Annotated in this window: 12 protein-coding genes, 1 tRNA gene and 1 pseudogene; 4 read left to right on the top strand and 10 right to left on the bottom strand. The window is 35.0% G+C overall.

The window, feature by feature from the left end; all coding sequences use genetic code 11:
• Positions 1–275: 275 nt before the first annotated feature.
• The 3 genes from aspC (at position 276) to AA81_RS11595 (ending at position 3,860) form a co-directional block, all read left to right on the top strand.
• Complete coding sequence (aspC, locus tag AA81_RS11605; protein ID WP_103899112.1) at positions 276–1,433, top strand: aspartate aminotransferase; 1,158 nt, start codon at positions 276–278, stop codon at positions 1,431–1,433.
• Positions 1,430–2,782, top strand: coding sequence for a GlmL-related ornithine degradation protein (locus AA81_RS11600; protein ID WP_103899111.1), 1,353 nt, complete (start codon positions 1,430–1,432; stop codon positions 2,780–2,782). The genes aspC and AA81_RS11600 overlap by 4 nt, the downstream gene beginning before the upstream one ends.
• Positions 2,783–2,996: 214 nt before the next feature.
• Positions 2,997–3,860, top strand: a complete 864-nt coding sequence (locus AA81_RS11595; protein ID WP_103899110.1) for a deoxyribonuclease IV — start codon at positions 2,997–2,999, stop codon at positions 3,858–3,860.
• Between the two features lie 25 nt (positions 3,861–3,885).
• Here AA81_RS11595 and gdhA read toward each other — a convergent pair whose 3' ends face one another.
• The 9 genes from gdhA to AA81_RS11555 form a co-directional block, all read right to left on the bottom strand.
• Entirely contained in the window at positions 3,886–5,250 is a 1,365-nt protein-coding gene (gene gdhA, locus AA81_RS11590) for an NADP-specific glutamate dehydrogenase (RefSeq protein WP_103899109.1), read from the bottom strand.
• Between the two features lie 365 nt (positions 5,251–5,615).
• Positions 5,616–5,690: transfer RNA gene (locus AA81_RS11585), tRNA-Val, on the bottom strand.
• A gap of 58 nt (positions 5,691–5,748) precedes the next feature.
• Positions 5,749–8,400, bottom strand: coding sequence for a glycosyltransferase (locus tag AA81_RS11580; RefSeq protein ID WP_103899108.1), 2,652 nt, complete (start codon positions 8,398–8,400; stop codon positions 5,749–5,751).
• Between the two features lie 212 nt (positions 8,401–8,612).
• Positions 8,613–9,923, bottom strand: coding sequence for a flagellin N-terminal helical domain-containing protein (locus AA81_RS14725; RefSeq protein WP_103899107.1), 1,311 nt, complete (start codon positions 9,921–9,923; stop codon positions 8,613–8,615).
• A gap of 320 nt (positions 9,924–10,243) precedes the next feature.
• Positions 10,244–11,224: a sulfotransferase family protein gene (locus AA81_RS11570; protein WP_169999766.1), complete on the bottom strand. Its 981-nt coding sequence runs from the start codon at positions 11,222–11,224 to the stop codon at positions 10,244–10,246.
• Positions 11,225–11,784: 560 nt separating this feature from the next.
• The gene (locus AA81_RS14290) at positions 11,785–11,940 is read right to left on the bottom strand and encodes a hypothetical protein (RefSeq protein ID WP_169999764.1); all 156 of its coding nucleotides are present in this window, start codon (positions 11,938–11,940) and stop codon (positions 11,785–11,787) included.
• A 2-nt stretch (positions 11,941–11,942) separates the two neighbouring features.
• Complete coding sequence (locus AA81_RS11565; protein ID WP_103899105.1) at positions 11,943–13,175, bottom strand: hypothetical protein; 1,233 nt, start codon at positions 13,173–13,175, stop codon at positions 11,943–11,945.
• Positions 13,176–13,407: 232 nt separating this feature from the next.
• Positions 13,408–14,379 carry a class I SAM-dependent methyltransferase gene (locus AA81_RS11560; RefSeq protein WP_103899104.1) on the bottom strand — a complete coding sequence of 324 codons (972 nt, stop codon included), beginning with the start codon at positions 14,377–14,379 and terminating at the stop codon, positions 13,408–13,410.
• A gap of 5 nt (positions 14,380–14,384) precedes the next feature.
• Entirely contained in the window at positions 14,385–15,800 is a 1,416-nt protein-coding gene (locus AA81_RS11555; RefSeq protein WP_103899103.1) for a glycosyltransferase, read from the bottom strand.
• A gap of 859 nt (positions 15,801–16,659) precedes the next feature.
• Between AA81_RS11555 and AA81_RS14620 the strand changes: the two genes are divergently transcribed.
• A complete protein-coding gene (locus AA81_RS14620; protein WP_103899102.1) occupies positions 16,660–19,566 on the top strand; it encodes a PolC-type DNA polymerase III in 2,907 nt (968 codons plus the stop codon).
• A 173-nt stretch (positions 19,567–19,739) separates the two neighbouring features.
• Here the strand turns inward: AA81_RS14620 and AA81_RS14615 are convergent.
• Positions 19,740–20,024, bottom strand: a pseudogene (locus AA81_RS14615) (nucleotidyltransferase domain-containing protein); the annotation flags it as partial.
• Positions 20,025–20,109: the final 85 nt, after the last annotated feature.

Here is a 20,109-nt window from a genome sequence, read left to right as displayed (position 1 = left end):
CCTTCAACTTTTGCCAGAGATCTCAATATATTTACAAAAAATGGATTCACTCTAAAATCAGTTCAACCATTTGATATGTTTCCACACTCATACCACATCGAAAACGTTGGCATTTTAGAAAAAAACTGAAGTGGGCTAACTGTGGGCGGGCTGCGGGGCGAAGGGGCGCTAATAAAGACTAAACATAGCTTACAAAAAATTTCCTCTTTCAAAAATAAGGTTTCAATTTTAAAAGGGTTCAGGGTAAAGCCCTCAACAATTGAAAGGAGGCTTCTATGAAATTTTCTACTAAAATAGAATCATTACAACCATCTGCAACTATCGAGTTAAACTCAAAGGCTTTAGAACTACAAAACAAAGGGTACGAAATAGTCAGGCTGACAGCTGGAGAACCTGATTTTGAGACTCCGCAACCTATAATAAACGCAGCTTACCAAGCCATGAAAGAAGGAAAAACCAAATACACGGACAACAAAGGAATAAAAGAACTCAGACAAAAGATAGCTCAATATATAAATAAAAAATACTCAACTAATTACAATGAGAACAACGTAATCGTAACTAATGGAGGAAAGCAAGCTCTATTTAACTCGCTCTTTTTGATAACAAACCCGGGCGATGAAATAATAGTGATTGATCCATCTTGGGTCAGTTACGACGCACAAATCAGAATGGTTGGTGGAATTCCCGTTCACGTTAAAACTACGAAAGAAAATAACTACATACCAGAAAAAAAACAGTTAGAAAAAGCCATCACCAAAAAAACAAAAGCTATTATAATTAATTCTCCCAACAACCCAACAGGTGTGGTTTACGATAAAGAGTTTTTGAGCTTTATCTCAAAACTCTCCATCGATCATGACTTTATAATCTTAAGTGATGAAGTATATGATGCCCTTGTTTATGACGGTAACTACACCTCTATGGCAAACTTTGAAAAATCAAGAGATAGAACAATATTTATAAACAGTTTCTCAAAAACCTGGTCAATGACGGGATGGAGAGTGGGATATACGATTGCCAACGAAAAAATCATAACTCAGATGGCTAAAATTCAATCTCATTCAACTTCTAATGTGAACACACCCTCTCAATATGCTGCACTCAAAGCTTTAGAAATAGACAATTCTTACATGGTAGAAGAATTCAAAAAAAGAAGGGACTACTTGTACGAAGAATTCAAAAAACTCGGTTTAACACTTGACAAACCAAAAGGTGCCTTCTATTATTTTATCGACATATCGAAGTATGGATTAAACGATAAAGAATTCTGTGAAAAATTACTCGATTATGGTCTGGCAGTCGTCCCAGGTTCGGCTTTCTTTTGCGATGGGCACATCAGACTTTCTTTTGCAGCTTCTATGGACGATTTGCAAAAGGCGGTTGAAATACTTAGAAAGTTCCTAATGGATTTGGAGAAGGAAAACGTATGAAAATTGATTTATTAGTAGCTGAGATAGGAAGTACAACAACCGTGATCACAGCTTACCAGCTCATGGAAAAGAGCGTTAAACTAATAGCTCAAACAGAAAGTTACACAACCATAGACAAAGGTGATGTAACCATTGGAATAGAAAAGGCACTAAAAAATATGGAAGAAAAAGTTAATGATAAAATAAGTTGGGAAAAATTTTTAGCAACCTCTTCTGCTGCCGGTGGGCTAAGTATGACGGTCCATGGATTGGTATACGATATGACAGTCAGGGCAGCGAAAGAAGCGGCATTAGGGGCTGGGGCTATTTTAAAATACATAACATCCGGCAAACTTAGAGAAACCCATTTGAAGCAAATTTTAAAGATTAAACCAAAATTGATTCTCTTATCAGGTGGAGTCGATTACGGAGAAGAAGAAACCGTTCTTTACAACGCTGAATTACTCTCTAACTTGCCTTTAGACATCCCCATAATATACGCAGGAAACACTGCTGTAAAAGAAGAAATAGAAGAAATCTTCAAAGAAAAGAACAAAAATATAATCATAACAGAAAACGTCTACCCTAAAATAGATCACCTCAACGTTGAACCGGCAAGAAAAATAATCCAAGAGGTTTTCTCAAAACACATAATTCATGCCCCAGGTATGGAAAAAATCTATGATGTAGTGGATGAAGAAGTCATTCCTACCCCTGCGGCTGTTATGAACACCACTGAATTACTAAATGAACTGTATGGAGATGTTCTAACAGTTGACATTGGAGGAGCTACTACTGATATAGACTCTGTTACCGATGGCTCACCAGAAATTCAAAAGATTTTAGTATCTCCACAACCCCGTTCTAAAAGAACAGTCGATGGAGACATGGGAATATACATAAACGCACATAACGTTGTTGAAATGATAGGCAAAGAACAAATAAAAAAGGACTTTGAAAACTACGAAGAGATACTAAAAAATCTATCCCCTTATCCACAAAACGATGAACAAGAAAAATTTGCAACTTACTTGGCAAAGTTTTGTTTCTTGACATCCCTAAAAAGACACGCTGGAAGAATTGATTACATCTTTACTCCCACCGGAAGAAAAAAGGTGGCTCAGGGAAAAGATCTAACCGCGGTTAAAATCATCTTTGGCACCGGAGGAATACTATCAAGGTCGAAATACAAAAAGGAAATATTTGAAAGCTTAAAACAGTTAAAAAATTCAGATGACCTATTACTACCATCAAAAGAGGTAACCTTCGCCTACGACAAAAATTACATATTCGCTAACATAGGTGTTATCGCAAACCTCGACAAAGAAATAGCAAAGAAAATTCTACAAAATGATATAGAATGGGTATAGGGTGGGGTTTAAGGGCGAAGCCCTGTTTGCTGCAGTATGCAAACTATGTTTTTAAATGATTTTGACTTTGAATTTGGGGTTTTTTAAGGGGCTTGCCCTTTTGTTGGTTTATGCAAAAAATTTTTAAAACAAAATTAGGTTTTGTGGATCTTAAGGGGCTTGCCCCTTAACGCCCGGGGAAGGGCCGCATATCAAAAGACTAGGAGTGAAAAAAATGATAAAAATCGGCGCACATATGAAAATCTCAAAAGGCTTCAAAAAAGTCCCTCCTGACACAGCAAACATAGGAGGCAACACCTTCCAAATCTTCACAAGTTCACCACGGGTTTGGAAAGTAAACCCACCAAAAGAAAGCGATGTAGAAGGCTTCAAAAACGCAATGAACGAATTCAACATAAATTTTGAAGACGTCTTAGTTCATTCAAGCTACTTAATAAACCTCGCCTCTCCAAAAGACGACATCAGAGAAAAATCCATAAATGCAATGATAGAAGAAATAAAAGCCACAGACCAATTAGGAATACACCACTACAACTTCCACCCAGGAAGCCATTTAGGCGAAGGAGAAGAATTCGGCATAAGCAAAATATTAGAAGGGTTAGATACCATCTTCAAAGAAGTTCAAAATACAAAAGTAACTATCTTGCTCGAAAACGTTGCACAAAAAGGTTCAAACATAGGATACTCCATGGAACAACTGGGAAGAATAATAAACAATTCACCATGGAAAGAAAGATTAGGTATAACTTATGATACCTGCCATGGATTCGATTCTAACTACGACATAAGAAAAAAAGAAGAGGTACAACGACTATTAGACGAAATTGACAAATACATCGGTTTAAATAAACTAAAAATGATTCATCTAAATGACTCAAAATATGACGTAGGCGCTGCTAAAGACAGACACGAATTTATAGGCAAAGGATACATAGGAAAAGAAGGATTTAAAACCTTCCTCTCTTTCGATGAAATATCTAAGCTACCTCTGATACTTGAAACCCCGGGAGATGATCCAGAGCATAGCCAAGACATCAAAGTAGTAAAAGAGATCTTCAAAGAATTAGGAAAGCTTTAAAAAATACCCCCATCTGGGGGTATTTTTAAACGATCCCTTGATCCATCATTGCTCTTGCTACCTTTAGAAAAGCCGTCACATTAGCCCCAAAAACAAGATCTCCGTCTTTCTTGTACTCTTCAGCTGTCGTCTTTATACTACTGTAGATGTTCTTCATTATCTCTCGTAGTTTTTTATCTACCTCTTCAAAACTCCAAGACTCCCACATACTATTCTGAGTCATTTCTAAGGCAGAGGTAGCAACACCGCCAGCGTTGGCAGCTTTAGCTGGGGCAAACATAACGTTATTTTTTTGGAAACATTCAATAGCTTCTGGGGTGCACGGCATATTAGCACCTTCTGCTACCACTAAAACACCGTTATTCACAAGTGTTTTTGCTTCTTCTATATCAATTTCGTTTTGAGTGGCACATGGGAAGGCAATATCACATTCAATTTTCCAAATATTTTTACTGTTATCGTTATACTCTGCCGAAGGATGAGTTTTGAGATACTCAACTATTCTTCCCCTTCTTTTTTCTTTTATCTCAATTACAGAATTTAAATCTATTCCTTCTGGATCGTATACCATTCCGTCAGAATCACTAAGGGCTATAACCTTTCCACCGAGTTCTACAACTTTTTGAGCAGTGTAAATAGCCACGTTTCCAGATCCAGAAACTACTATCTTCTTGCCTTCAAATGTTTCACCAACATCTTTTAGCATTTCTTCAACAAAATAAACCAATCCATACCCTGTTGCTTCTGTTCTCGCTAAACTTCCACCCCAATCTACACCTTTTCCTGTTAGGGTGCCAGCTTCAAAACGGTTGGTAATTCTTTTGTATTGACCAAAGAGATACCCAATTTCTCTGTTCCCAACACCTATATCTCCTGCTGGAATATCCGTTTGTGCCCCTATATGTCTATATAGTTCAGTCATAAAACTTTGACAAAATCTCATAACTTCGGAATCTGACTTCCCCTTTGGATCGAAGTCACTGCCACCTTTTGCTCCACCTATAGGCCTTCCAGTTAAAGCATTTTTGAAAGTTTGTTCAAATGCAAGAAACTTCATGATTCCTGGGTATACAGTGGGATGAAAACGCAATCCCCCTTTATAAGGCCCTAATGCGGAGTTAAATTCAATTCTGTATCCCCTATTAACATGAACGTTACCTTGATCATCTACCCATGGAACGCGAAAGATAATCTGCCTTTCAGGCTCAGTTAACCTTTCTAAAATCCCGTCTTTCTCAAATTCAGGATACAGTTCAACAACTGGTTTTATACTTTCAAGAACCTCACGTACCGCCTGGTGAAACTCAGTTTCTCCAGGATTCTTTACAACTACCCTTTCAATTATGCTGTCAACATAATTTTCTTGGGTTAATTCAATAGAGTCTCGCATGGTTACCTCCTCCTTTTGGCTTTTCCCCGGTATACTTAAGAAAGAACAAACAACAAGAAATTATCTTCATAGTAAACAATTCAATGAAATATATTTCATTATTGCTAATAAATGGTAATGAATATATTTACTCACTTTTTTCGATTATACACAAAACTTGCAAATTCGCAAAATTTTAAAATTTTTTGTTGAAAATGCTTAAAATTAGGTATTTATGGTATTTTTTGATGATATATTATTACTGAAGAAAGCAAATTAAAAAAATATTTATATTTTTTTAATAAAAAATTTATCTTTCTTAGATTCTTGAGTGAGTACCTGGAGGTATGCGGAAAGCTGAAAAAACTTAAAGAAGTACAAAAAAGTGGTGGGCGCTGTAGGGTTTGAACCTACGACCTTCTGCGCGTGAAGCAGACGCTCTCCCACTGAGCTAAGCGCCCCAAAACTCTTCTAAACTATTATACAATATATTTTAAATCTTGTCAATGAAAGTAAAAATTACTCTTTATAAGCTTGAAAACATCTCAAATTTCCATCGATAGCCTCAACCTTTGAAACCTTAAACCCTTCTTTCTCAAATAACGAAATCAACTGGCTCGTTGTTCTAAGCACCCTAAACTTTGGAATAAACCAAACCACGTTCTCTCTATCCTTTAAATCAGGAACATACACAAAGGCTAAAACATTTCTTGCTTTCTTTAAAATATCACTCACATTATAATTTTTCTCAAACTCTCCTACAATTAAAATATTGTTAGAATTATCTTTTACAGAAACACCCAAATCTTCAAAAACACTTTCATACTTCTCTTTATCAACTCCAAGAACCTTGACATCTTTAAAACCGCTATCAATTAGCCCCTTTAAAATAATTTCCTTTTTGATCTCCAAAGGAATAGACTTGTAAGCTCCTTTCTCACGCTCTTCGTAAATCCTCAAAGCCTCATCAGAAGGATAAGGGGAAGCGTACATCAAAGTATCTGATCTCTTCCAACTTCGAATGGGATGAATAATTCCTAACTGGGAAAACTTTTCGGAAATATTCCCCACCCAAATCATTTCATCGTCACTTTTCATAAAACTAATCTGAGTATTTGGATAAAGCCCAGAATAACTGTATCTGCCAAACGATATATCAGCAAGTTTGTTATTCTCTTCTACAGCTTTTAGATGCAAATCAAAGGCTTTTTTAATATCTTTTTTTTCATATATCTTAGCAAGCCTATAATAATAAAAAGGAAATTCTTCTATATTTTCTACTTTTTTCAACAACATTTCAGCCTTTTGTGGATCTTTTTGAATAAAAGATATCCCCGAAATATACAAAGCCAATGGAGCATCAGAAATAAGATAAAGTTTTTGTGCATTCTCTTGCCCAATGTACCCCATAATATCGAAAATGAATTCTTTCCCAGAAGCAAAATGGGCATATATCTCTTCGTAAACCCCATCCATCTCAGGGTCCAACTTAGTGCTCAAATCCTCAATTATAGGCTTAATAAACCGTGAAAGATCAGGAAGTATTTCTAAAGACTTTTTATACTGAGTCAGAGCTTCTTTGAACCTTTTCAATCTCAGATAACAATCCCCTAATAAGGCGTATAAAACCCCTTGAATCTTTTCGTCTTCAATCTTTCTTAAAGTAGAAAGGGTCTTCAACGTATCAACAGTATCTTTTGTGTTTTGCAAAACTGAATAAAAAAGCAAAATTCCAGGTATACCGTTTTTTTCTACAAAATTAAGATAATCATCTTTAGTGATAAAATCTAAAAGTTGGTCTTCTGATGTCTTCATCTTCTTTATTATGTATTTTGAAAGTTCATTTCTACAAGATAATTTATCTAACAAGTTTTCATCGACTTCCACTTCTAATTCAGCAATTTTTTCAACGATGTTGTCATAATAAATAACAATTCCTGATTTTTCTACACCTTCAACCATAACTTTAAACCCGGGTAATACCTTTTCCCACTCTTCCTTATCTGCCGTGAGGCTGTCTTTTTTATCTTCAACACCCTCTTTAATATCGTTCAACAAAACATACAAATTCTTTTTATCAATAGTAATGTTCTCATCTTCACCAAATGCAAGGGAAATATGATTATTGAACCCTTCAAAATCTTTTCTTTTCAACATTGCACGAGCCATCAAAATGTGTGCCAAAGGCACTTGCTTAAAAGACATGATAGTCCAATCAAAATTCTCTACATTTTTCATAGCTTCATCTAAGACTTTAAAAAACTTTTCTCCCCACTCGATTAGCTCATCCCAATCGCATGATCTTTCGTACAAAGCCATCATGCCAAAGTAAGGATCAGGATACTGAGGGGTAGCATCTATACACTTTTGTAGCAATTCCTTACCCAGGTCTTTTAAACCCCCAAACACGCAGTCCAATCCAAACAAGTACAAAAACTCAAGACCTATGGCAGGAACTCTGCCCACTTTCTTTATCTCTGCCAACGTCTCCCAAGCGACTTGGTTCTTCTTATAAGTATACCCTCCGATAGACTCTGTTTTGTACAACTGAACTAAGTAATACAACCTCTCTATAGGATGTTTCGCTTCCTTTAGCTGCTCTCTTATTAAAGTACTGGTTCTTTCATACTTCTTTCTCTTCAAAACCCTTGTCCAGATGTAACCGTAATGGAGAATCGGAAAATTACCTCGAACGATTTTTGGTTTATATATAGCTTGATTATGTACAACGTTTTTGTATTCAATAGTACCTTTTCTAAAAATTCTTGGAGTCGAAGCTACTTCAGTTCTTGTGTAGTCAATATCCATATAACTTATTGTTGGTATATAGACAGTGTTAACATCTTTTGTCTGTTTAATAAGAAACTCTCTTATATTTTTTTTAAACGATTCTGATGCCTCTTCATCCGCATCGTATATCAAAACCCACTCACAGGTTGGAAACTTCAAAGAATAGTTTCGAGCCTCAGAAAAATCATTCTGCCACTCATGAAAGTACAACTTATCGGTATACTCTTTAACTATCTGGGGTGTTCTATCCGTAGACCCGGTATCAACAACGATTATCTCATCTGCCACATCCTTAATAACCTCTAAGGCGCGTCTAATATTAGCCTCTTCGTCCTTAACGATCATAGCAACAGACAACAATTTTTTATTATCAGAACTCATGCACTTTCCTCCCATCAAAAAACTACATCTATTATATCATTCTTGTTCAACATATTTAATTCCTTAGGGGGGTCTCTATTCAAAGAAAAAATTCCTTAAAGGGGTCTTTTCTAATCAAAGAAAAAATTCCATAAGGGGCGGCGGGCGGGAATAGATAAAAGAAACTACTCATAAACAAAAAGAGGGCCGAAGGCCCTCTCTAAACTTCCCCTTTATCGCAACAACTGCAACACATTTTGTGGAATTGTATTCGCTTGTGCTAACATTGCATTCGATGCTTGCAAGAGTATCTGTTGCTTTGTAAAATCCATCATCTCTTTTGCCATATCTGCGTCTCTGATTCTGCTTTCTGCTGCAGTTAAGTTCTCCGATGCTACACCCAAGTTGGATATAGTATGTTCCAATCTGTTTTGGGCAGCCCCAAGTGAAGCCCTTGCTGTACTTACTTTGTGAATTGCAGCGTCCACAATCATTATCGATCTTTCAGCGCTATCTTGATCCGTTGCTTTAAGTGACTTTTCGTTGAGCCCAAGAGCTCCTGCACTCATATCGTCTATTCCAAGCACGATGTTGTGACCTTCATTCGCCCCTATTTGGAAAACAAGTTGATTAGCAGCGGTGTTAGTTGCTTCAACTCTAACAACGGCACTGTCTACAATTTCATTTAAAGGTAACGATCCTCCAAAATCATCGATATTAAAAGTTGAGGAATCCCATGTAAAGGAAGCCAAATTAACCACCGTACTTATAGCAAAATCAGTAGTACCAACACCAGCAGCACTATAAAGAGTATACGAATCTGTCAGAGTAGTAGTAAGAAGAACATGTCCGGCTCCTAAGGTGGCTATTCCTGACGCAGTTCCATCAGCTCTTATTTGGGTTATTCTAACATCCAAAGCAGAAGTTTCTGCACCCTGTAACTGTCCTACTTCTACGACGTAAGTGCCTTCTACATCAGGAGTTATTGTGTAAGTCCCCGTGTACGTACCGTTGGCATTTGTGCTGGACAGCGTGGCTGAGAATGCCCCACCTACTCCAACAACTTTAAGATCTATGTTTCCTCCTGTAACAACTTTGATATCTTCTGTACCTCGGAACGATTCAATCTTACCATCAAGCAATTTCTGTGTGTTGAACTCTGTGGTTCTTGAAATCCTATCGATCTCTTCTCTTAGTTGATCTAATTCTAACTGTATTTGATTTCTATCAACGTCTGTGTTGGTATCTGATGCAGCTTGAACCGATAATTCTCTCATTCTTTGAAGTATAGAGTGTGTTTCTGTCAATGCCCCTTCTGCTGTTTGTATCAAAGATATAGAGTCTTGTGCATTTTTAACAGCAGTTTCTAAACCTTTAATCTGACCTCTCATTTTTTCGGATATTGCTAATCCTGCTGCATCGTCTCCTGCTCTGTTGATCCTTAAACCAGAAGAAAGTCTTTCAAGTGTTTTACCCATAGATTGGTTTACTTGATCCATCGATCTCCATGCATTCAATGCACTAATGTTGTGATTAATCCTCATAATTTATACACCTCCATGTGATTTTTTGTTTCTTGCCCTTCCTTGGACAAGGATTTTTCCCTTAGCGCTAAGGATTTTCATACATATTATCGAACAGTTTTCCAAAAACTTTAGTGTTTTCTATATCTTTTTTGCTCTTTTTCTTTTTTTGAACACAGCTAGAACTTCCTTTAACTGCTCATAATCACCCTTTGACATAATCAGAAGGCATTATTGGCCTTTTATTGATTCTCTCCTCAAAAGTGTGGGTAGTTAATCAATAAGCTTAATTTCGCTCTAGCTTAATTATTAAATATTTTTATAAGAGATATATTAGAATCTTATAACAGTTTTAGAAAATTAGCATTAAAGTTATACATATCAATACTTTTTTTATCTTCAGGGTACCTTTCTTTAACTTTGGTTATAACTTCGTAACCATATTTTTTAAGAATAAATGTAAATTTGAAATTAATAATCTGTGCCTCTAAGGGATATATTTCATCTTTCCATTTATTTAATCTTTTCGAAGAAATAGATTTGAATTTTTCTCCGCTGGTGCTATTGCCTTCCCATAACTTTTTTTGAACTGTTGGAATATACAGAATTTTTTCTTCTGGTAAGTCTAAAAAAGTAATTATCCTCTTAATGATCATTTTCGGTTGAGTAACTAAATCCTCATATTTTAAAACTAAATAATCTTTTTTTGAAAATAATCTTTGGTTTTTTTCAAGATAATAATAGCTATTATACATGCTTTCAATAATCCACTTTAAAAAAGGATAACCTTGTTGAGATTTAAATTTTCTAATGGCTACCAAAGTGGCGTATGGATTTCTAACGATATGAATAAATTTTGCATTTGGAAAAATTGTTTTTAAATCGATCGCAAATTCAGCATTTTCAACTGATTTTTCAACCACTCTTTTATCTTCTGGCAACTCTGCGCCATATATAGAATAATACATTGCTTCAATATAATTTATAATTGAGCTTTTTATGTTATTATAATTTTTCCCTTTTTTTATTTTTTCTTCAAACTTTTCAACGTCCCACCTACCTCGAGTATCGCTATCGGAATAACCTCCAGGAGTTGTGTTAGCTATTTTTATTGCAGAAACATAATTATTAATTATCTGTCCTTCCGTTAAATCAACAGGCATCTGACGTCTGATACCATAATCGATCCAATATCCATTATATTGGAAAAAGTGTGCTTCTATAGGAATGACGAAAAGTTCGCTATGTCCATCAAAAAGATTGCGCAATAAACTAGAGCCTGATTTGTGTGAACCTAATATGAAAATTGGGTTTCCATTCATTTTTTCCCCTCCTGAAATCACTTCTAGCATTAAATTTTACTATTTCAAACCAAGCAATTTACTATTTGTACAAACAGCAATAAAATTAAATGCATGTTCATTGTAACCTTCTGTGACAGTAAAATTGACTTGTGAGAAAAATTTTATAGGTTCTATCACGAAAATAGTGGGTAATTAAGCTGGAGTTAAATTAAGTTTAGCTAGGATAATAAAGAAAAACAGAAAATGCTTGTCTGCGTAAAAAGGTTTCTTGTGATCGAATGTTTTTTTAAACTCAACTACCAATCCATAGCATTGAACTGTGTCAAGATACTTATATTTCATCAATTCATCGATCCTGACATAACCTTTCTTGATAAGGTTGTTAAGATTTTTTAATAGCAGGTATTTTGTCCTTTTTTGTGTTCTTCCTTATATAAGGATACCAGGTTATTTTATCCTTTCTTCATATTTCATTTTTTTATCCATCCTTTCTGGAATAGAACCAAGAAAAATTTTGTTTAACTTTCGTTAGATGAAAGAAGCGTAGCAATTTCATTATCTCTTTTTCTCCTATGTAGTTAAACAAAGGCGCCAACATCGTCATGCTTTACCTTATTCTTTTCATGAAAGGCAAATTTTCGAATTGCGTATAAAGTTCTGTGTGTCTGCAAAGTGTCCAAGGCATTTGAATAAGTCAAGGGAATTTCAAACAGGCTGTTATACGCCGTCGCCATTATTATTCACCCTCTCCTAAGTTGATCATTGTGTGAATTATACCTATGCCTCCACCCTCATAATCAAAGTCTCCAAAACCTTGTTCTCCTTGCCCTCCCCCTTCTCCTTGTCTTTCTCTGTAATCGTGCTGGTAAAAAGAGTCAACAAATTTTAGAATTTCATCTTTTATTTCTTTATTTTTTTCTCTTTTGGCTTTTGTCCTAAATGCCATCATCAAATCTTTTAAGAATTGAAATGCTGGTCGGTTATAGGAAAACCCATAGGCAAAAGTAAGTTCACCTATTAATGCTCTTAAATATTTCTCCGTAAATTCATGCACGTTGGAAGAACTAATGGAATTACCTATAACTGGGAGGAAATTATTTTGAAAAATTGGATAGCAGAAAAAAGGCTTTCTAAGATAATGCCTATACGGTCTATACTCTATATAACATAATTTTCCTGTATTTCTAAAGTGAAAAAGGTTGGTTGGGCAAAACATTAAAGGTTCATAAAAATCAGTTGATGGTAGTATACGCTCTATACTTATACTCTTACTATTTCTTAGAAGCACCTCCACAATCCTGGCACTTGTAAAAGCAAAATCTCCAGGTTTATATAACAATCCGTATGACCCTAAACAATTGGTATAGTTTGATAGGTTATACTCTTTCATCGGAATAATAGAACCTTTTGCCCCCTTAAAAGTAGGAAATCTTGCAAGGAGGTAAAGTTGCTCTTTGTCTGGATATTTATCATTTTTATCTTTTTTGTTAAAATACCATTGGGGTTTTTCTGTAGATTTTTTAAACTGAGTTATTGTAAGTTTTTCAAAATATTTTTTATTATTATAAATAATCGAGATAATGAAGATCAAATCTCCTAACTCTCGTTGAGTTTTACTACCATCAGAGTATTCAAATTCAACCTGAGACTTATTTCCGTGAATAAAAATACCTTTAGTAGAAATGTGAAATCTATTAACAGATGCCGAGAATCCATTCCCCTTATTTATGATTGCTTTTACATCTGATAATCTATTCACATTATCTATGATTGCTTCTACATCTGATAATCCATTCTCCTTATTTATGATTGCTTCTACATTTGAGACCATTTTTGGCTCATAAACTCCTCGTTGATATCCCTCAAGTAACCCCATTTGTATCTTATGTGCAAAATCCTTCTCATATTTTGAAAAATGCTCTGTTTCTATTAGTTGAATATAGTTTTCTAATACTTTTTTTGTGGACATTCTACTTCCCCCTTCGTTTAATATGCATATAGTGTCTTCTATATTCACACGTATTCTCCCCAAGAAACATTCAATTCTGATTACTTTTCAATTTTTCTAGAATTTATCCGATTTTCAAAGAGTATTTTGGATAATTATCCAATATTTTAGTTCTTTTTCTTCTTGCCTTAACTTACTTTACTTTTCGTTAATCTTTGGTTTTACCTATTTATGAAGTGGGTATCAAATTTTATTATTTCAAACCAAGCAATTTACTATTTGTACAAACAGCAATAAAATTAAATGCATGTTCATTGTAACCTTCTGTGACAGTAAAATTGACTTGTGAGAAAAATTTTATATTCTTAAAGTATTGTTTTAAAATTGAGCTTAACTCTTGAATACTATATTCTTTTATATGAAAAGGATTATGTATATTCTGTCTTGTTTCTCTATTTGGAGTTGATAATATAAATAGACCATCTTTTTTAACGACCCTAATTGCTTTTTCAATATAATTATCAATAGTATTCAATGGCAAATGCTCAAAAGTTTCAAAAGAGACATAAACGTCAAATTTATCATTTTCAAAAGGTAATGCAGTGACGTCGCCTAATATCCAATTGATATTTTTGAAGGAATAAGTGTTTTCTCCAAATTTTATATTATCTTCAGCTAAATCTAAAGCATATACTTTATTGCAAAATTTTGAGAAATAGGCTGAACCATAGCCAAATCCACAAGCAGCATCTAAAATAACATCACATTCTTTAATAAATTTAGAAACAAAACTATAACGTAACCTCGTTTTTAAATATCCAAAGGCAGGCATAAACTGTGTAGCAGGTATTCCTCTTTCCCAATTGTAAGCTAATTGATTTTCTTTTATATCTTCTAGAATTTCTTCATCGTTGATGAATCCACCTATATTGCCAATGTAACTTAACCTGGATTTGAGCATCTGATATACAAAATTTTGAATTTTCTTTTTATTTTTACTTAATGAGATATAATCTGGGAAAGTTATTTGCTTAGTAGAATGATTATACCAAATATTTTGCAATGCTAATTGTTGACCCTTTTTATTTTTCACTATAAATTCAATAAGGCTAACCTCATCTGTAATTTTTTCTACCTTTCCAATTCTAATTTTAGAACCTTCAAAATCGAAAGAATCAATGTATTTGTCTGTGTATGGTGTAAATTCTATAAATTTGGGAATCATATAATCTAAAAATAAGTTTTTCTGATCTTCGGCACCCTTTTATTTATTTTCTTATTAACTTTTTCTAAGGTATTTAGTACTGTTTCTAATGCATTAATTTGTTCCTCCAACGTGTAATTATCTTCGATAAACCTACGGTAACTTTCTGAGTCGTAAGTTTCTTCTGTTACTTTTTCTACCGCTTCATCGATTGTGTTATATATAAGCTCATTAGGCCATTGTTCTTTTGAACCACTATAATTTAAAATTACTGGTTTTATTCCTCTTGCCATGCTTTCTAAAATGTTGTAAGGATGGCCTTCATGTATGCTTGTTGAAATTATGTAGTTTTTATCTTCTAAAAATTTTTCTACTTCGTTTATCCAACCATGTAGAATGAAATTGTCTTCCATTTTCATTTCTTTTTTTATGTGTTCAAAGTATACTTTGTATCTAGGGTCTTGAAAATCTCCTCCAATGTGCAGTTTATATTGTTTATCTATTTCTTTTAATTTACTTATTATTTGAATCCATTCAGCTGGGTTCTTTTTGTAGTTTATATGAGCTAACACAGCTAAGTTGTATCCTGGTTTGTGTATAGAGAATTTGAATTTGTCTAAGTCAACCCCGTTGTAAACAATTTCTTCTTTGCATGATTGAAGATCAAGATTAGGATGTAATTTATGAAAAATTATTTTCATCGAATTTGCTACAAAGATCAATTGATCAATATTTCCCCAATTTATTTTTTCAGGCATGTCCGTAAAGACTTCGTAACTATGCAATCTACAAATAACTTTTTTATTTGCTATTTCAGGGACTTTGTTAGTTGCAAATATTGCTAAGTCATTTGCCCATTCGAGCCAGACTATGTCCGCCCATTTTATCGCTTGTGTTATTTCGTTTGCGTCTGTTGATACTACGAGTTTGACATCGTATCCAAGCGAGAAGGTTTCTACTATGTCTTTTAGGAAGTTGTCTAAGACAGGAAGGCAAAGGAAGGCTATCTTTGTGTCTTTTTTTATCTTGTTTCTTATTTCTAAGAACTTCTTTTTCATTTGTGGGTTATTAGTTAGTTCTGCTGCTTTTAGGTAAAATCTTAGAGATGCTAATTTGCTTCTGTCTTTGAATTCTATGTCTCCTAATAGATCATAAGTTGCCCAATCTTTGTCGTGTATCCTCATGAGGTATCTCCATGACTCCATTTCTTGATTCATTTCTTTTAGTAAATACCCATAGTTGAATAATATGTCTGAGTCAATAGGGTTTATTTTTAATCCTTCTTCGAATTGTTCTTTGGCTTTTTCTAGTTCTTTTTTGTTGAAGTGTATTAGTCCTTTTAAGTTGTATTTTTTCGGATCATCATCGGATATTTTTTCTATTTGTTCTTGAGCTTTGTTTATTTCTCCTTTGTTTATCAATTCAAAGATTTCTTCGTACATGGGAATCCTCCTTAGCTTTTGAAGTTGTCTTTAGAAGTTCTAAAACTTGATAAATAGCGCCCCTTCGCCCCACAGCCCGCCCTCTAAAGAAGAGGCCTGCGGCCCCTTAGACCCTCGTGGTGGAGGGCTTCACCCTGTACCCCACCCATGAGGATGATAGTATTTTATGGCCTTTTAATATTTCTTTTTAAGTAATTGTTTATCCTATTTTTATCGACTGAAATTGAGGGATTTTTAGCAGAGTTTTCCGAAAGCGATATTTTTGCCAAAAATTTTTGCTAAAAACTGTTGCTTTTAATTTTTAGTATGGTATAATATTTGTAAGATTTTTATATGTTTTGGTTATTGGTATAAGGGTTCCATTAACAGGGCTTTTTGCCCGGAGGAGGAAGGGTCATGGCAGAGGAAAAAAAGAAAAAGAAAGATAAGCCAAAAGATAAACCAAAGAAGTAGTTAAGTGATATTGATCGGAATGAAGGCAGATAATTATTTATCTGCCTCCTACTTTTTATTAGCGCCCTTTCACCAGGCTGGGTGGGAAGGCTTCGCCCTGTGCCCCTTTGAAAATCAAAAACTTATTTTTAAAAATTATGAAGTTTCTAAAATATTTATTCTATCTAAGTTTGCGCCCCTTCGCCTCGCAGCCCACCCTCTAAGGATGAGCAAAAGGCTTTCCCTTTCACCCTGCTCCCCCCACCCATTAGGAATGAAAATGTAGGACTTCTCCCTGCAGCCCACCCATAAGGATGAAGTGAAGGAGCTCTTTACCTCGCTTCCCACCCAGTGCAAACCCATTGTTGACTTCTTAGGTAAAACTGTGTATAATGTTATATATACGTATGCCTAAGGAGGAAGTTTTGTGTATTTTTTTAATAATCTTTCGGATATTAAAGGGCAGGAAGAAGGGTTTTTTAATAAGAAGATTAGTATAAAAGGCAAAATTTTTTATGTTGATGAGGCAAAGGATTTTTATTATTTGTTTGTTACTGATTATAGCTATTCTTTTTTGTGTAAGTCAGAAAACAACAAAACGCCCCGAACGAGCTCAAGGAAAGATGAGTGGTTTAGATTTGAAGGGGTATTAGAGTACGATAGTGAAATGGGGAGTTATTGTTTGAAAGTGGACACAATAAAAGTTGCTGTTCCTTCGGTTTGGCATGATCTTTCGGTAGAAAAGAGGGTTGAACTTCATGCGCATTCAAAGATGAGCTCAAAGTTGTCCATATTGGATATGGAGGAGTTAGTGGATGCTGTTTCTTCGTTTGGGCAAAAGGCGGTTGCCATTACGGATAACGAGAATGTGCAGATAATTCCTTATTTCTATGAGTATGCTAAGAAAAAGGGTATAAAAGCAATTTTTGGTTGTGAGCTGAATGTGCACGATGAGAGAAGAGGAATCGTAAAACACGTGAATGTGCTGGTTAAGAATAAAGAGGGGTTGAAGAATCTTTATAAAATAGTATCGATTTCACATATGAACGTTGTGAATAAAAGTGCGATAATTTCACTTTCTGATTTGAAGAATTTAAGAAGAGGGCTACTTTTGGGTTCTTCATTGGATGGATTTTTGCTTTACGATTTTCTGAATAAGTATTCTACTGACGATTTAAAGGAATGGGTAACTTTTTTTGATTATATAGAGCTTTTCCCAAGGGATTGTTATAACGATTTGTGTTTGGAGAAGGGTAAGATTATCGATTATTCTAAAACAGTGTATGAGATTGCAAAAGCTTTAAAAAAGCCTGTTGTTATGTCGGGTGATGTTCATTATTTGAGAGAAGAAGATCGAGAGTATTTAAACGCTATGATCTTTGGTACTTCCACAAAGAGTAACCCAAGGAAGGCTACGCGAAGTATTAATTATTTGAGAAGCACTTCTCAGATGTACGATGCGGCATTTGAGATCTTTAAAAAGCACGGCATTGCAAAGGAAATCGTTGTAAAAAATCCGAATAAAATCGCTGGTGAGGTAGAGGAATTTGCTCCTTTTGATCTTAAATTGAAGGCGCCTATTATCCCCTCTGCCGACCAAAATTTGAGAGATATCGTTTATAACAACGCAAAAAAGATGTATGGAGAAAAGTTGCACCGTATAATTATAGATAGGATAGAGAAGGAATTGAAAAGTATAATAGATAACGGGTATGCTGTGATATTTTTGATCTCAGCCGATATGGTCAAGAAGTCTTTAGAGATGGGCTATCCGATCGGTTCGAGGGGGTCAGTTGGTTCTTCGCTTGTCGCTTTTCTTTTGGGGATAACTGAGGTTAATCCTTTGCCACCACATTATTTTTGTGAGAGTTGTGGGTTTATAGAGTTCAGTGAGGATTTAAACTTGAGTGGTTTTGATTTAAAAGAGAAGTCATGCCCAAATTGTGGTGCGATTTTGAACTCCGACGGACATAATATAAGGTTTGAGGTTTTTATGGGGTATTCTGGTGAGAAGATCCCAGATATAGACGTAAATTTTTCGGCTGAGATCTTCAACGATATACAAAGGTTCTTGGAAGAGAAATTTGGTAGGAACTATTGTTACAAGGCAGGTACGATAAGTACCATCTCAAGGTACAACGCTTTGAAGATAGCGTTCAATTATTTCAAGGATGAAGATATGAATTTTGCACATCTTTTTTGGGCTTCTCAAAAAATTAAAGGAACAAAGTTGAATACAGGTCAACATCCATCGGCTATGATAATAATCCCTCAAGAGTACGATGTTCACGATTTTACTCCCTATCAGTATTCTGCAAATTCTCCTGAGATTGGTATCGTTACGACACATTACGATTTTAAGGCTTTAGAAAATGATTTGCTGAAAATAGATGTGTTGTCTCACGATGGTCCAACATTTTTAAAAATGCTTAAGGATCTAACCGGTTACGATTACAACAATATTTCGATGCACGATGAGCGGGTTCTCTCACTTTTCTCTTCTACGAAGGAGTTGGGAGTGGATCTTTCGGAGATAGGTACGGAGATTGGAACGTTGGGTGTACCAGAAGTTTGGACACCTTTCTCCCATAAGATGCTCACCGAGACAAAGCCCAAAACTTTTTACGATCTGTGTAGGACGAATTCACTGGCACACGGAACGGATATTTGGTTCAACAACGCCCGCGAGATAGTTTTGAAGAATGTTGCAGGTATCGATCAGATCGTTAGCTGCAGAGACGATATTTTGACAACGCTTGAGTATTTTGGAGTGGAACCAAAAACGGCCTTTATGATTATGGAAAAAGTGAGAAAGGGTAAAGAGCTTACAGAGAAAGAACTGAAGGCGATAGATCATTCAGAAGCTCCCGAATGGTATCTTGATTCTCTGAAGAAGATTCATTATCTATTCCCAAAGGCCCATGCGGTTGCCTACATGATAATGGCGTACAAGATAGCGTTTTACAAACTTTATTATCCTCTTGAGTTTTACAGCGTTTATTTCACTATTAGAGCAAGGTTTTTTGATATTGATATTATAATGGATGAAGCATTGACGGTTCAGATGATTAAGAAGCTTTCAAGAAACGAATACCAACATAATTACGAAGAGTCCAACTTTTATTCCACACTTAAGACCGCCTACGAGATGAGAAAGAGAGGTTTTGGCTTTTTAAGACCGGATCTTTACAAGAGTGAGGCAAAGGTTTTTAAAATTGAAGGGGAATATTTGAGGATACCTCTGACCAAAGTGAGAAATATCGGTAGCAAGAATGCCCAGCGGATCTTGAAGGAAAGGGGAGAAGCCATAATCGAGAATGTAGAACTTTTTTGAGATATTTCATTTCTCCTCGAATTTTCTAATACTTCTTTATGGTATAAATCGAGGACATATTTAAAATCCGCAGCACGCCTTAATATCATCATTTCGTATTCATCTTTAAAACTTTCTGATTCACTATATACACATATGCCTTTTAAAGCTTCAGTCTGGAATACAGAATGAGTTTCTTGTAAAAAAACCAGATCCAATTTGTAAGGTTTAAATAATTCTTCTAATTCATTGTATATACTCGCATAAAGCTTGTATCTGTGCTTTATATTATCCAAATCAAACAAAAAAACTATTCCCACATCTATGTCTGTGAGGGGATCATCTATTTTTATATTGTAATCATCATTGTTTTTTAGCAACTGATAAGCCTTTTCTTTCTGCGAACCAAACAAATAGACTAACCCTATTTTATATTTTTTACACAAATCTTTTAGGAATTCTAATTTGTCCTGAACCATGTTGTTCACCTGCTTAATTCGACTGTATTTAAATCTTATACTGTCTTGGGAAACTTTAAAACGATAGATGCAGCGCCCTTTCACC

It is taken from the genome of Petrotoga halophila DSM 16923 (genome assembly GCF_002924615.1).
Note: the sequence above shows the minus strand (reverse complement) of the source record. Positions and strands in the feature narration are given on the sequence as shown.